Origin of the sequence: Sporosarcina sp. P29, assembly GCF_002743265.1 — a bacterium.
GTDB lineage: Bacteria > Bacillota > Bacilli > Bacillales_A > Planococcaceae > Sporosarcina.
This window is the reverse complement of record NZ_PDYX01000009.1, coordinates 61,673-76,386: the sequence shown is the minus strand read 5'-3', so window position 1 is coordinate 76,386 and position 14,714 is coordinate 61,673. Positions and strand designations below refer to the sequence as shown.

Sequence of the window (14,714 nt, the reverse complement as noted above, 5' to 3'; positions counted from 1 at the left end):
CCGAGATTTTTAATTTACTGATATATTTTTTAGAGGACCTTGAGTCTTTCCTTCTTACCACTTTGGATTACCGTGATTATTTACGATCTTCTACCTCAAGCTTACTACCATCATTGAATTTGATTTCTACTTCGAATTTTTCATAATCCGCTTGAAGGTTAAAAGCTTTTAGTATGCTATCAATTGTTTCTTGTTGTGAGCTGTCTTTTGTCACATCTAGATTTTTTACTTTTGAATAGACATCATCAAATGCTTCCTGACCTTTCAAATAGATTTCATTTAGCTCATCTTCTACTTTTGCTTTAATGGGTTCATTTTCATCTTGTTCAATTTCTGCTTCATACTCTTTGTCTTTTCCGTATGAAACGTCTAATTCGATTTCTTTAAATGAAAGCTTGTCCATTTCGGCTTGCATATCTCCCGTCGCCGAGTTAGCAGAGGAATCTGTTGTAGCATCTGGTACAGCTTCACTTGCGTTTTGATTCGTATCATCAGTAGCCGGCTCTAACGGCTGTTCCACCGGTGGATTCGTTTCAGTAGAATTTTCTTTTTGATCATCGGTTGCATTCGTTCCACACCCTGCCAATGCAAGCGCCATGACTGATACTCCTGTTATTATTAGTCTTTTCATAAAAATGTTCCTCCTAAATAGTCGTATTACTTTTATTGTTACCCTTTTTGCTACTTTCTAATCGGTTAGTTTTATTTAATGAAGGGTATGTTGGTTAGTAAAGGAGTGTTTTCAAATGAATAATCAGAATCCCTTAACTGCTAAAGAAGCAATTGACTCCATTGAATCTGCGGTACATACGGAAAGTACTTTACGCCGTGCGCACGCGACTGGTGTTGCATTTGATGCAACTTTCCAACCAACCGGGGCTGCAATACCTTGGTCAACAGCTGCTCATCTACAGCAAACGGAAGTTTCTGCTGTTGTACGATTTTCTCACAGTTCTACGAGTTCAAAACCAAATGAGCGATTGAATCCAGTTAAAGGTATGGCCGTGCGTTTCCAATTAGCTGATGGTACATTTACCAATCTGACTATGGTCAATGTACCGATCTTCATCAGTAAAACTCCTGAGGCCTTTATTCGTCTAATACAAGCATTTGATTCAAGCAGTACATGGTCACAACGTATAGATGCACTGATCCATGATACAGAGCACAAAGCATTTGCCTCTATTTTAAAAGAACTAAAACCATTCCGTAATTTCGAGTCCCTTCATTACTATTCTATCCATGCGTACTTTTTGAAGAACGATGATTTAGAGAGACAAGCTGTCCGATTTGAATGGCAACCCCTGCCCCAAAATGACTTGGATACTGCCAGCAACTCTATGGAAAATGAACTCATTCAAAGAGTTCAACAAGGACATCCTGTACGTTTTCGATTACTTATGCAATTAGCTGAACAAGGCGATGTAACGAGTGATCCCACTATCGCCTGGCCTAATGACCGAAAGAAAATAAAAGCTGGGATTCTCACACTGAACTCTCTTCGTTCAGATAACGCAGAATCCTTAGTCTTTGATCCAACAGTTACTATAGAAGGAATAGAGTGCAGTGATGATCCGGTATTACTATTCCGCTCCGCTGCGTACGAAGAATCCGCCAAGCGACGGGGAGTTAATAAGGACGATTAACAAATCTTTAGAAAACCTAGGGTGCGCTGTAATAATACTGCATTCCTTTTTACTATTTTCACTAAATAAATTACATTATAAGGGTTAGCACATTTAATTTCTGAAAGTCAGGAAAGTCTATAATCATTTAGAAACTCAAGTTCTTTCTTTGTCACCATTACCAAGTCATAATAAACTTGATTTTTTCGTTATATTTTTGTTAAACTATTAGCGTGTCAATTCAATGGACTAACCAAATTCACCAACCGATATGAATAAGAACGTGCTGGCTTGAACGGCAGAAGGGGTTGACTACTTACTATAAGGAGCTGATGTGTATGACAACAGAAGAAGAAAAGGTACTGGACATTATGGATGAAGATGAAACGGAAAAGGATTACTCCCTAGACCGTGTACCTTTAGAAGACCGTACTAAAAGTTGGCTGAGCATTACGAACATCACGTTCGGAATCGCAACTGCCATCTTTTATTTTCAAATGGGTAGTGTCATGGCGTTGCAATTCGGTGCACCAAACGCTATCGTATCAGCCATTTACGCCATCATTGTAGCTGGTTTGCTTGGTACCGTAATTGCGTACTTATCCGCTAAATCCGGCATGAACGTGAACCTCTTATCACGTGGCGGCGGATTTGGCTATATCGGCTCATCGCTAACGTCATTAATTTACGCTTCGAACTTCATTATGTATTGTGCGTTTGAAGGATTAATTCTAGTATCAGCTGTACACTATTTTACGCCTGACTTTCCTAAGTGGATTTTAATTGTTATTTTCGGAACGCTTGTTATTCCACTTAACTGGTTTGGAATCGAGCAACTGGATAAACTTCAAAAATGGTCCATGCCTGTATTTATGGTATTCCTAGTTGCAGCCATTGTTGTATCGTTCATCAAACCGGCTGTTTATACAGGTTCTGTGTTCTCCTATATGCCCGCAGGTGTCAAGTTCGGAGGTACTGCATTATTGTTCTGTATCGGGATGCACAATGGAATTATGGGATTGACTGCCTTACTCGCTTCAGATTATGCTCGTTTCTTAAAACCATCTGATCGAAAGTTTGGTTCTATTGCAATCGGCTTCATTCCACAGATTTTCTGTTACGGCGTAATGGGTGGACTTGGTATTTGGTTCGGTGTGCGATTCTTGGAGAAAGATCCAGGCGTATACATCGTGTTATTACTAGGCATCGGTGGTGCATTGTTTACGATGCTGACACAGTTGCGAATTAACGTAACCAATATCTATAGTAGCTCCCTATCGCTATCGAATTTCTTTGAGAATGTATTCCGTTTCACTCCTGGGCGTAGATTCTGGGTAGTGATCTCGGCTATAAGTGCTATCTTATTGATGCTCGGTGGAATCGTGGATCATCTAGATACAGTCATGACATTCCAAGGTGTGTTTCTATTTTCGTGGGCTGCTATTCTTGTAACGGATGCACTGGTTGTCAAGAAGTGGCTGAAGATAGGTCCTACTTATTATGTTTCAAGACAGGAATACTTGTATAAATGGAATCCTGTTGGTGTCGCTTCGTTACTAATAGCAAGTACATTTGGAGCGATCGCAGCTTCTGGTTATCTGGGTATATTCCTACAATCTACAGCCGCATTTATCGCCGCTATACTAGCTTCTATATTGACAGTAGTAATCGCTATGTATACAAAAGGTAAATACTATTTAGTACGCGAACCAAATGATATTACTGCAGATGATAGACTAGGGTAATAACTATAGTAATCCCTTAGAAATGTCAAAAACACCTGAAAGATCGTAAAAGTCGATCCTTCAGGTGTTTTCTATTCACTATCTTCAGATAATCCCCTACGTTGAATGCTTCCCCACTCACGTTTACCACGCAGTCCACGTATAATTCCTTCAGCGCGCCAAACGAGAGTTAATGGACGATACCAAAATACTTCAGTCAGCGATAGCATTACGAGACGGAATAGATCTTCTACTTTTGGATACGTGTTACGGCTCCATGCTTCCAATAATACTGATGCCATCGAAAACAAAGATCCATATAGAATAAATAATAATCCTAAAATGCCCGCGAAGATCATATACACCTCTCCCATGAATAGAGAAAGCACAATGTACGCATAGCCAGCTAATTCAATTAATGGCCCAAGCAATTCAATGAATAAGAAATATGGAATCGATATCATGCCAACTGAACCATACTTCGGATTGAACACCATTTTTTTATGCAGCCAAAGACTTTCAGCCAGTCCTTGATGCCAACGTCGACGCTGTGTGCGTAGATCCTTAAAGTTATCAGGAGCTTCCGTCCAACAAACAGGATCTGGTGTAAAGACGATTTCTTTATCCTCTTTACGATCCGATATTTCCTCATGGAGCTTAACGACAAGTTCCATGTCCTCGCCTACTGTATTCTTGGCGTAACCACCTACTTGTAACACCCATTTTTTCGAAAAGACACTGAATGCACCCGATATGATTAATACTAGATTATATTTACTAAGCGCCATACGACCCATTAGAAACGCACGCATATACTCCACAATTTGCATCATCACAATAGTCGAGCCCGGTAAGCCTTCTTTGACAACTTGCCCCATTTGAATTTCATAGCCATTGGCAATCCGTACGTTACCGCCTGTCGCAATTACTTCTTTATTAGACTCCATGATAGGTTTCATTACGCGTAATAGTGATGTGCGATCCAATATTGAATCTCCATCAATTGAACAGAAATATGGATACTTTGACACATTGATTCCTACATTTAACGCATCTGCTTTTCCCCCATTCACTTTCGTAATCAAAAGTAAATTGGGGTGCATATCGGATTGATAGATCGTTTCGATCGGCTGTGTCTCAATTTGCTGATTCACTACTTTTCGAATGGGCCTCATATTGAAATGCTCGATCACGATATCTTCCGTGTTATCAGTAGATCCATCATTAACTACAAGTATCTCAAATTCAGGATACTGCAATGCCAACAACGAATAAATATTACCAAGCACACCCTCTTGCTCATTATAAGCAGGGACGATTACGGTCACAGGCTGTGTGTATATGAAATCTACTGCCCCTTCATCCGATAAATCCTTCTGTAACTTTCGTTCTTTTCCTAACTGATTGAATGCAATGATCAACATCGACGTATACGAGAAAATAACAGCCAACATATATACAAGTAATATATAGCCAACAAACGCAAAAAACGAGGAAGTAATTTCAGGTAAGTTCATCTCATTACTCCTTTCCAAACATCTCTTCAGCTACATCCACCGCGAACTCATCAGATGACGTAGTAATGACAGAATAAAGTGCTTGTTGACCATTTTTTAATGATTTCATCGACTTTGCGGCCTGCGCGCGAACTGGATAAGTAGAATCCTTTATCAAGTGTTTGAGTACAGGCAACGCTTCTTCCGTCGGTGCAGAACGAAAAATCTTGGCTGTCATCAAACGTTCTTCCCAAACATCTGAATACGAGAACCCTTCATATAATTTGAGAGCATCTGCCACTTCCAGTTCAGCTATACTCTTTAAAGCACGGATACGTAATTCTTGTGCTGGGCTATCTAGACATTCATGTAACAAAGGGAGCCAATCGAGATAGTGACGCACACCTACAATCTCAATCAACGTCAATTTCAACATGTCAGGTAATACGGTAAAGTCTTCAGCAAGTAAACTAATTTGGGTCTCATCTAATTCCAACAATAATTTTTTATAATCAAACTCACCTAGCGTAACTTTGGGATGGATGAAATGTGCAACAAAATCAGTACGAGAAAACTTTATAATAATCTCATAAAGTAATAGATATTCTGCTTTTGGATAGACTTTCTTTTTCCTCAATATCTTAGAAACCGGTTCAAGCATAAATGTTAAATTGTATAAGCTTATTTTATTGAGCGTATTGATACGCACCCCGCTACTCCGACTAGAGAGGTCCTTATTATAATAATCACTCATATATAACGCTGCAAAAGCATTGATTCTCTCGTTAATTTCATCCGAAGTAAAGTGGTAGCTAAAACGAAAGAACAACTCATCAATCGCTTTGAGTTCTAAAGATCCGTTAGGCTTAAGGTCTTCAATCCGCATACCTTCTCCGAGTAAATATTCATACCAGTCGCCTTTACGATCTTCGATATATTCTTTGATTTTCTTCTTACTTTTCACTTCTTGCATTCTATAAAATACGAGTAAAAAGAACATAGAGAAAAGTAAGACTAGCAACACCATGATGACTAGTAGCAATGAGACTAATAACTTATCCATAATAAATCCGATTTAACACTTTCTTAATTTGTGATTCAAATAAATGCGGATTAAATGGTTTCGTTATATAGTCATCTACACCATTTTCATAAGCGAAAATCATTTCCGCTTCACTTTTTCGCTTCGTCATCATAAATACATGGTATTTCTGCGCATTCGGTAATTCACGTAGTGTGTATAGAACTTCTAAACCGTTTTTTCTCGGAAGAATGTCATTCACTATAACTAAATGAGTGTGCGATGATTGGTACCAGTCAGATTCAATAAAGTATTGGCCGTCATGAAACACTCGAATATCAAGATCAAGTTGTTTTATGTAAACGCGCTCCACTAGTTTCTGTATAACCATCGTGACAATGGGATCTTCGTCAATAATACTCACTCGTACACATTGCCTTTCTAATTTTCTAAATGTGCGATCCTTTACATAAGGTGTATTCCCTGGTAATTGTAATGCACGGTTTACCGAATCATTGCCTACTTGTAATATTTCTTCAAGCGTTGCATCTCCATTACGAATTTCAATTACTGAAACGCCTACTCGATACGAACGAGTTGTTTCTGTTCCGCGTAATCTATCAATAAATACATCTGCCTCCTCTTCTCCGGTATTAGCCATTAAAATTACGTCCGGTTCACCTGTCGGAAAATTGAACAATAAATCAGAGTTACGAATTTGCTCGAGGAGAATCTCCTTAATTTCAGGACTTTCAGGACTTTTGACAAAGACTACGGTGAATACTTGTCGAAAGCGTTTCGTATTCGCCATTTGCCAATAAAAGAGTTGACGAAAGAGTGAAGCATCCAACATATTCAGTTCACTATTTTGGGTTTTCATACACATTACACCTTTCTTCAGCTAATTTATTGTTAGAATTTCTTCACGCAGGTCTTCAAGAATCTGCCGGTCATCAGTCATGATGTGATCGTATTCACTGTCATGCCCCAATAATTGAAGTTTTTGTATCCCATGTTCAACAAAACTTCATCGTAATATGCTTAAATGACCGTCAGAATTCTCTACAAGAAAAACCACCTAGGATTTTATTCTCCAATCTCTTCACCGTTCTTCCTATCATAGGTTTCATCCAAAATCTCTTCCATCATTGGGAAGTAAGTCAACCAGTAGAAAGCTGATACATCTTTGGCAAAGTATTTATATACATTGTGTATCCCTTGCCATTTAACAATTGGATTTTTATCAAAGTCTGCATAATCTCCTGCAAAGTAATACGTATTTTCCTGTCGTTGATGTAATACTGCGGGGAATGTTTCAGGGATGCCAGCCTCTAGTAATACACTGCGCCCCTTTTCAGTTAAGTCAAATTCATAGGTTGCCAATATATTCGTTTGTTCAAACGGCTCTACTACATCAAACCAATAAAGATAATCAGATGAATTCACTTTAGGGAATTTCTCTTTTCCATCCTTCGTTAGTTCAAAATGGGCAGCACTTTTATTTTCCTGTCCATCCAACACAAGCACTTTCCCAGACGTGTGGACAAACGCAAGACCCGCACCCGCAAACAACCACTCACGATTCATCTGTTCCCTATACCCTTCAACAAGCCATTGAGGTATTTCTTCATTCGCCAAATCAGTGAAATAGCGACCGATCCAACCTGTCCACGTAATGCCCAGATTTTTTTGCATGATCATGCTCATTTCCTCACTCGTAGGTGATGCAAAGCTATTAAATTCTGCAATCAATGTCGTATTCTCATCTTTACTAGCCATTAATTCGTTCCACTCTAGCAGTTCCATTCCGCCGTATAAAAGTTCAGAACGAGAACCATCAGGTTTATTCTTCAAATCATCACTAAATACACCATACGTATCCGCTACATAAATCATATCGAGTGGTCGAGCGATGAACGGTTCCATAGCTACTTGATCGTAAGGATCAAACCCATAATAATCGAGACCCAAGTCATAAAGCTCACCATCTGGCCGTATAATTTTCTTTCCATTCAATATATGAAATAAACCATTATGCTCACGATAATCTTTTTTTGCAACTGATTTATCTATTACTGCTATATCCATGATTTTCTCTTCTTTAAGAGTCCAATAAATTCTTGGTGACAACACTAGTAGGATCAACAATATGACTATGGTTATTTTTTTCACGAATAACGTCTCTCCCTTACTCCTGTCGATTACCGTCTAAATATCCAAATTATAGTATCACTATACCATCTATTATTCTTTCAAACAATTAGTATATATATATTTTTAGTCTAAATATACTAGTTTTTATGACTAATGTTAGTGTATAATTTTCTAGTAGGTCTTAGTTATTATTAAATCCTATTGGTTCTTACATGATTGAAGAAAGGTGACAACTATGTCAACAAAAGCACGATTAATTTGGATGGCGGCGATTTTATTGGTTCTTTCTAACTTCGTATGGTTAAAGCCCATGTTAACTATGCGCACGGATCAACCAAAAGCCACTTGGTTGTGGCATACATCCCAAATAGTAGATCAATCCGATTCACTCATTAACTTTCTAGATAAAAAGAACGTATCTACGCTATATCTGCAAGTCAATGCAGATATACCCGATGATGCATATCAACAATTTATTAAACAAGCTAGTGAACAGAATATTGAAGTACACGCCCTTGACGGTGCACCCCATTGGGCAACTGACCAATATTCTGTACAAAGCTTCTTCCGTTGGATTGAAAAGTATCAAGCGGTTTCAGAAAAAAATGAACAATTCGCGGGTATTCATTTGGACATCGAACCCTATATATTACCTACATGGGATTCAAGTTTACAAAATACTATTGAGAGCTATCAGCAAAACATACGATTTGCTGCTGGGGAATCCGCTCTTCTCGGATTGCACTTTGGAATCGATATACCGTTTTGGTTTGATACAACCTTCTATACAACCAGCATGGGTGAAGGTGTGCTATCCGAATGGCTAATCGACCAATCAGATAGTATAAATGTCATGGCCTACCGGAACAAGGCTAATGGTCGTAACGGAATGATCAGTTTAGCGCAAAGTGAAATAGATTATGCTAGCGCTGCAGGTAAAAAAGCACGCGTGGCAATAGAAACTAGTAAATCTTCTGAAGGTGACTATTTATCTTTCTTTGGTAAGAATAATGCCTACATGGAGAAACAGTTATGGGAAGTAGAGCAATCATTTAATCACTCTGAAGAATTTAACGGAATCGCTGTTCATTCGTTAGAAAGCTGGATGAAACGTAAGTAATGGCAAATATCGAAGAAAAGCCGTCTCATGAAGAGACGGCTTTTCTATATATAACGACATGAATGCTTCAAATTTAAGCTTTGTCATCTTGTTGATAGAATACAGGTGGCACAGATCCAAACACTCTACGGTGATACAACATAGGCTCTTTATCTTTCTCAACTTGGAGATCAACTACTTCACCAATAATGATAGTGTGGTCTCCGGCTTCAATCGTTTGGAACGTCTTACACTCAAACACGCCGAATGCATCTTCGATAATAGGCAAGCCATTATCCGACATTTCCCATTCGCATGTAGAAAAACGATCTTCTACACGGCTCGCAAATGTACTACAAAGCTCTTTTTGATCTCCTGCAAGTACGTGTACTGCAAATTTACCGCCTTCAGTGAATGCTTTAATAGAAGATACTCTATGATCGATAGACCATAAGAGGAGCATTGGATCCAAGGATACAGAGGCAAACGAGTTTACTGTCAGTCCAACTGGTGTACCATCTTCAGTTACTGCAGTAACCACTGTTACACCAGTGGGGTAATTCCCCATAATTTCTTTGAATAAATTCTGTTGTTCTTCTTTTTTCATGAAACATTCTCTCCTTTATAAATAAGCCAATTTCAGTAATAGATCTAGTCCATCACTTTTGTATTAGGCATGTCTACATCCATCATAGCACTTCCATCGCCTTTCTTCAGTTTTCTCATCTTGTTATATAGTTTTTTTAGTTTATGTATCTGTTCAACTATTTGCTATCTTCTTCGCTAAATCGGTTGTCGGTACTAAAGAATCACTTCTAGATTTATATGTTTACAAAACGCAAATGCGGATATTACTAGTATATGAAAGATTATTAAACATCTAGAGGAGGAAGTTTATAATGGATTTAAACAAACTTAAGAAAAATAATTTATTAAAAGTAGGAGCGGCTGCCATCCTTTCTGTCGGTGTCCTCAGTGCTTGCGGAGACGATGACCCAGTTATCGATGAAAATGATGATGTTGAAGTAGATCAGCCTGCAGATGTAACACCAAACGATGATGTAGATGTCAATGAGCCAGAAGATGGTACAACAGATGATGACGTAGATGTGAATGAACCTGCAGATGATACAACAAACGATGACGTAGATATGGAAGAGCCGGAAGTAGATACAGAAACAGATACTGAAGAGAAAAACTAATGAATTGTAATCTATAATACAAACAGAAAAGCCCCCTGAAATCACATAGTGATTTCAGGGGGCTTTCCTTGTTGCATATTTTCCGTGAACTTTGGCGTTTACCATATGCAAAACTCCATATTATGTATAATCTCCACCCTTTCATCACAACATGACAAGTAGTAGTGCATTAGTAAGTTATGAAAGTCCTATACAAGGAGGAGAACCAAGTGACAGAACCTAAACCGCATGAAGATACACAAAAAGGGATTAGTCGTAGAAATTTCATGAAAAATACCGGCTTAGTGGCTGGTGGTCTAGTTGGTGGATCATTATTCGGTGGTCTGCTAACTAACCAGCTACAAAAACCAGGCGCACCTATTAACTCAGAAACAGAAGGAAGTCACCTTTTAGAAGCACGTACATTCTTTAGTAATAGTGAAGACTTTCTTATCCTTTCCGCTGCTACTGAAAGGTTATTTCCTACAGACGATTTAGGCCCAGGCGCTATTGAATTAGGTGTCCCCTACTTTATCGACCGACAGCTTGCTGGCGAATGGGGCATGAATGCAAAAGAATATATGAAAGGGCCATTTTTGCAGATAGGGGCGGTAGATGCATATGAAAGCCAAGCAGACTCGACCCAAGATCAAGGCCCAAATGCTGAAACGCAAGTACCTACACCAGCCTTTAGATATCAGACTCCTATGACAAGAGGAGATATTTTCTTGGAAGGCGTACAAGCATTAGAACAAACCGCTCAGGAGAAATTCGAAACAAACTTCCGGAAGTTGGAGCCGCAACAGCAAGATGAGATTTTACAGATGTTCGACGATGGAAAAGCGAAGATGAACGGTGTCGCTTCTACTACGTTCTTTAATCTATTATTACAAACAACCATTGAAGGTGCTTATGCTGACCCTGTCTATGGCGGGAACCGCAATATGGAAGGCTGGAGGATGAAGGAATTCCCTGGTCCACGTATGAGTTATACAGCGGATATAGAAAAAGAAGACTTCATCGTAATGAAGCCTGAAAGCTTACGAAATTACCAAGGTCACTAAAAACAGGAGGAACTCATATGGCGAAAAAATTAAAAAAGGTAGATGTAGTCGTAGTAGGAAGCGGTTGGGCGGGTGGAGTAGTTTCTGCAGAGTTAGCCAAGGCCGGATATCAGGTAGTAACGCTTGAACGGGGTAAAAAACAAGATCGACAAGACTATGTAGGAGTTAAAGATGAATTACGTTATACGGATCGTTACGAGATGATGCAAAACTTATCTCCTGAAACGATTACTTCACGCGTGAAAATCGAAGACACCGCTCTCCCTGTCCGGACAAGAGCAGAAATGATGGCTGGGACCGATTTAGGTGGAGGTAGTGTGCACTGGGCAGGTGCTACATATCGCTGGAGAGCTATCGATTTCGAATTACGTTCTAAGACCATTGAACGGTATGGTAAAGAGAAAATACCTGAAGGCATGACGATTCAAGACTGGGGTATTACGTATGATGAAATGGAACCTTATTACGATAAGTGGGAGAAAACCGCTGGAATTTCAGGTGAGCCCGATCCACTTGGTGACAAGCGTTCAAGTGATTACCCTAACCCACCTATGCTAGCATCACCGGCAGTAAAATTATTTAAAGAAACGACAGAGAGAATGGGTTATCATCCCTTCCAAGTTGCTGCCGGTAACTTATCACAAGCGTATACCAATCCAGACGGCGAAAAATTAAATGCTTGTATGTTCTGCTCATATTGTACGATGTACGGCTGTGATTTCACGGCTAAATCAGATCCATTGGCTACAGTTATTCCAACTGCACGCAAAACTGGAAACTGCGAAATCCGGACCAATTCTTTAGTACGTCGTGTTCTGCATAAAGATGGTAAAGCAACCGGGGTTATGTTCACTGATACACGTACAGGAATTGAATATGAACAACCAGCGGACGTTGTCGTGTTGGGGGCATTTTCCTTCACTAACAATCGTTTGTTAATGCTCTCTAAAATCGGAACACAGTATGATCCAACAACACGCAAAGGAACAATCGGCCGTAACTTTAATGGACAATTCAATATCACATTCCTTGGAGCTCGAGGGTACTTTGAAAAGAAAAAGTTCAATCTCTACATGGGCGCAGGTGCTCTTGGTGGTACTATGAGTGACTTTGCGGGTGATAACTTTGATCACTCTAATGTAGACTTCATAAACGGCGGCGGTATCGAAATGCGTCAATACGGTGATGGGGCTATTTCTACGAACCACGTCCCAAGCGGCACACCAAAATGGGGACCTGAGTTCAAGAAAAACTCAATCCATTATGCGAATCGTTCGCTAGTCGCATGGTATACACCTGCTGTTATGTCATGGTGGCATAACTACGTAGATTTGGATCCAACATACAAAGATGAATACGGAGATCCCCTATTACGTATAACGAATCGTTACACGGATCACGATCGAAATATGGCGAAATTCGGAATCGAGAAATGTAGTGAAATCATGAAAGAAATGGGTGCCGATATCATTGACGAGGATGAAGTGCCTGAAGAGTTCGATCATATCTATTCAGGTGGTCACTACGCAGGCGGAATTATTATGGGGGCGGATCCTGAAACATCTGCAGTGAATAACTATCTTCAAATGTGGGAGATGGACAACTTATTCGTAGTAGGTGGTTCCGCATTTCCTCAATTCGGTGGACATCATCCGACTTCAACTATTGGCGCATTGGCATATCGGGCAGCAGAAGGTGTAGAGAAGTATTTAAATAATGGCGGTCAGCTTGCAGAAGCGAAGCAAAAGACTTTAAACGCCTAACAAAACATCTGGTTCTATCGTCTATTTATGTACTTATTGAATTCAAATAATCAAAAATCCAGATTCGCAGTGCAACACTGCGAATCTGGATTTTTTATCGTACATTAGAAGCGACAATTCCTAATCGATCACGTTCAATTGCACCCAACTTATACATATGTTGACGGAAACAAGACATGACAAACGCGTGCATGTTGGCTTGTGTTACGTAATAAACAAACCATGGAATGGAAGGGAGATAATCATGAATGGCAATGATTACTTCATTTGACCCCGGAATTTTTCGAAACTCCATTCTGCCACGTTCATTGGAATCAGGATCCATTAATAATCCACCCGTTATATAGTAAAGCGAGCGATCTTTTGTACTACGATCAGCAGAATAACTAAGTTCTAATAGTGTTCGATCGCCTAGGAAACCGATGCGACAGTTTAATTGGTCGTCTACTTCCGTCTTGACCCAAGGATTAAGGAAAGTAGAAAGCCACTTAACGTAATAACGTGCAGTCTCATCAGCTGTCCAGCTATGAGGCAACGCGATTCGTTGTACAGATCGTACATCCTGTTTAAGCGGCCCCATTGGTGATTTCTTTTTCGGTGTTTCTTTTTCTTTCTTTTCTGCTTCAAGCGCTTCTCTTGCCGCTTGAATAAATGGAATTTCACCGTCACTAATACCTTCCATATAATGTTTCGGACTCACAACCATTGGATGTTTTAAGCTTTCCACCAATGGATAGACAATTTCTTTCGGTGTTTGTGTCACCAGACGCAACCAAAGCCTTGATAGACTTAGCGAGAAGAATGGAACATCCAACATTCGTGAAGATTTTCCTGCTACTTCTGCAGTTTTTTCCATCATAACTTTATACGTCATAACCTCGGGACCACCTATATCGATAGATCGTTGCGCAGGTTCAAAGTCTAGTATTAATGAGCTTAATGATTTCATCACATCATCCAGTGCGACCGGCTGTGTATCGGAACGTGTCCATTTAGGTAAAACCATTATAGGAAGCCGTCTAACTAGCTTCGACAAAATCGGAAAAGAAGAACCTTTCGGACCGACAATTAGCCCTGCACGTAATGCAGTGACAGGAACGTTATACGAGCGTAGAATACGTTCCACTTCTAAGCGGCTCTTCAAATGCCGTGATAAATCTTTTTCATCTTCATCTGGAATAATCCCACCCAAATAGACAATCTGCTTAATCCCTTGTTTTTTTGCCGCCTGTGCAAAATTATCTGCCAATATTACATCCATATCTTCGAAAGTTCCTTGAGATAATTTCGCTGATTTCAGCATGGAATGAACGAGATAAACCGCGACATCAGCACCAGCTAAACTCTTCTCCGCATCTTTCATAGAAAATAGATCACAAGAACGCCATTCTATATCTTCCGTATTCTGCCTCTGATCACCATTTCGTGACAGACCAATCACTTTAGCTTTTCCTTTAAGTTTTTTCAATAGATTATTGCCGATATAACCACTTGCGCCAGCTACAGCTACAACCAATTTCCTTTCACCCATACAATCTCACCCTCTCTTGTACGTATACAGTAAAACTACCCATTCCAAGAGTTTTA

13 protein-coding genes are annotated in these 14,714 nt (G+C 39.6%); 6 read left to right on the top strand and 7 right to left on the bottom strand.

The genetic code is table 11. The features are described from left to right. Positions 1-76 precede the first annotated feature (76 nt). Positions 77-631 carry a YusW family protein gene (locus CSV68_RS09775; protein ID WP_099634356.1) on the bottom strand — a complete coding sequence of 185 codons (555 nt, stop codon included), beginning with the start codon at positions 629-631 and terminating at the stop codon, positions 77-79. Positions 632-746: 115 nt separating this feature from the next. Here CSV68_RS09775 and CSV68_RS09770 point away from each other — a divergent pair, with 115 nt between their 5' ends. Beyond that, positions 747-1,646, top strand: coding sequence for a catalase (locus CSV68_RS09770; RefSeq protein ID WP_099662026.1), 900 nt, complete (start codon positions 747-749; stop codon positions 1,644-1,646). Between the two features lie 317 nt (positions 1,647-1,963). Further along, positions 1,964-3,370: a purine-cytosine permease family protein gene (locus tag CSV68_RS09765; protein WP_099662025.1), complete on the top strand. Its 1,407-nt coding sequence runs from the start codon at positions 1,964-1,966 to the stop codon at positions 3,368-3,370. 71 nt (positions 3,371-3,441) lie between these two features. Here CSV68_RS09765 and CSV68_RS09760 read toward each other — a convergent pair whose 3' ends face one another. From CSV68_RS09760 to CSV68_RS09745, 4 genes are all read right to left on the bottom strand, one after another. Next, positions 3,442-4,866 carry a glycosyltransferase family 2 protein gene (locus CSV68_RS09760; RefSeq protein ID WP_099662024.1) on the bottom strand — a complete coding sequence of 475 codons (1,425 nt, stop codon included), beginning with the start codon at positions 4,864-4,866 and terminating at the stop codon, positions 3,442-3,444. Between the two features lie 4 nt (positions 4,867-4,870). Beyond that, positions 4,871-5,908 carry a HEAT repeat domain-containing protein gene (locus CSV68_RS09755; protein WP_099662023.1) on the bottom strand — a complete coding sequence of 346 codons (1,038 nt, stop codon included), beginning with the start codon at positions 5,906-5,908 and terminating at the stop codon, positions 4,871-4,873. Then, entirely contained in the window at positions 5,901-6,746 is an 846-nt protein-coding gene (locus tag CSV68_RS09750) for a response regulator (protein WP_158233029.1), read from the bottom strand. The genes CSV68_RS09755 and CSV68_RS09750 overlap by 8 nt, the downstream gene beginning before the upstream one ends. 206 nt (positions 6,747-6,952) lie before the next feature. Further along, positions 6,953-8,038, bottom strand: coding sequence for a hypothetical protein (locus CSV68_RS09745; RefSeq protein WP_143560996.1), 1,086 nt, complete (start codon positions 8,036-8,038; stop codon positions 6,953-6,955). Positions 8,039-8,255: 217 nt separating this feature from the next. Between CSV68_RS09745 and CSV68_RS09740 the strand changes: the two genes are divergently transcribed. Beyond that, positions 8,256-9,140 (top strand): amidase, encoded by an 885-nt coding sequence (locus CSV68_RS09740; protein WP_099634349.1) that lies wholly within the window; start codon positions 8,256-8,258, stop codon positions 9,138-9,140. A 73-nt stretch (positions 9,141-9,213) separates the two neighbouring features. On the opposite strand, the gene CSV68_RS09735 is transcribed toward CSV68_RS09740, so the two are convergent. Beyond that, a complete protein-coding gene (locus tag CSV68_RS09735) occupies positions 9,214-9,726 on the bottom strand; it encodes a flavin reductase family protein (RefSeq protein WP_099634348.1) in 513 nt (170 codons plus the stop codon). A 292-nt stretch (positions 9,727-10,018) separates the two neighbouring features. Here CSV68_RS09735 and CSV68_RS09730 point away from each other — a divergent pair, with 292 nt between their 5' ends. The 3 genes from CSV68_RS09730 to CSV68_RS09720 all read left to right on the top strand — a co-directional run bounded on the left by CSV68_RS09730 (position 10,019) and on the right by CSV68_RS09720 (position 13,127). Further along, complete coding sequence (locus CSV68_RS09730) at positions 10,019-10,321, top strand: hypothetical protein (RefSeq protein WP_099634347.1); 303 nt, start codon at positions 10,019-10,021, stop codon at positions 10,319-10,321. 209 nt (positions 10,322-10,530) lie between these two features. Beyond that, positions 10,531-11,364 carry a gluconate 2-dehydrogenase subunit 3 family protein gene (locus CSV68_RS09725; protein ID WP_233190434.1) on the top strand — a complete coding sequence of 278 codons (834 nt, stop codon included), beginning with the start codon at positions 10,531-10,533 and terminating at the stop codon, positions 11,362-11,364. 17 nt (positions 11,365-11,381) lie between these two features. Then, on the top strand, positions 11,382-13,127 hold the full coding sequence (locus tag CSV68_RS09720; protein WP_099662021.1) for a GMC family oxidoreductase: 1,746 nt from the start codon (positions 11,382-11,384) through the stop codon (positions 13,125-13,127). A gap of 94 nt (positions 13,128-13,221) precedes the next feature. Here the strand turns inward: CSV68_RS09720 and CSV68_RS09715 are convergent, their stop codons facing one another. Continuing rightward, on the bottom strand, positions 13,222-14,658 hold the full coding sequence (locus tag CSV68_RS09715) for an NAD(P)H-binding protein (protein ID WP_099634344.1): 1,437 nt from the start codon (positions 14,656-14,658) through the stop codon (positions 13,222-13,224). Between the last annotated feature and the right edge of the window lie 56 nt (positions 14,659-14,714).

What these genes read in the sequence shown, in the direction of transcription:
- CSV68_RS09775 (WP_099634356.1), bottom strand. Translation starts at nt 631, where the DNA reads ATGAAAAGACTAATAATAACAGGAGTATCAGTCATGGCGCTTGCATTG.
- CSV68_RS09770 (WP_099662026.1), top strand. Translation starts at nt 747, where the DNA reads ATGAATAATCAGAATCCCTTAACTGCTAAAGAAGCAATTGACTCCATT.
- CSV68_RS09765 (WP_099662025.1), top strand. Translation starts at nt 1,964, where the DNA reads ATGACAACAGAAGAAGAAAAGGTACTGGACATTATGGATGAAGATGAA.
- CSV68_RS09760 (WP_099662024.1), bottom strand. Translation starts at nt 4,866, where the DNA reads ATGAACTTACCTGAAATTACTTCCTCGTTTTTTGCGTTTGTTGGCTAT.
- CSV68_RS09755 (WP_099662023.1), bottom strand. Translation starts at nt 5,908, where the DNA reads ATGGATAAGTTATTAGTCTCATTGCTACTAGTCATCATGGTGTTGCTA.
- CSV68_RS09750 (WP_158233029.1), bottom strand. Translation starts at nt 6,746, where the DNA reads ATGAAAACCCAAAATAGTGAACTGAATATGTTGGATGCTTCACTCTTT.
- CSV68_RS09740 (WP_099634349.1), top strand. Translation starts at nt 8,256, where the DNA reads ATGTCAACAAAAGCACGATTAATTTGGATGGCGGCGATTTTATTGGTT.
- CSV68_RS09735 (WP_099634348.1), bottom strand. Translation starts at nt 9,726, where the DNA reads ATGAAAAAAGAAGAACAACAGAATTTATTCAAAGAAATTATGGGGAAT.
- CSV68_RS09730 (WP_099634347.1), top strand. Translation starts at nt 10,019, where the DNA reads ATGGATTTAAACAAACTTAAGAAAAATAATTTATTAAAAGTAGGAGCG.
- CSV68_RS09720 (WP_099662021.1), top strand. Translation starts at nt 11,382, where the DNA reads ATGGCGAAAAAATTAAAAAAGGTAGATGTAGTCGTAGTAGGAAGCGGT.
- CSV68_RS09715 (WP_099634344.1), bottom strand. Translation starts at nt 14,658, where the DNA reads ATGGGTGAAAGGAAATTGGTTGTAGCTGTAGCTGGCGCAAGTGGTTAT.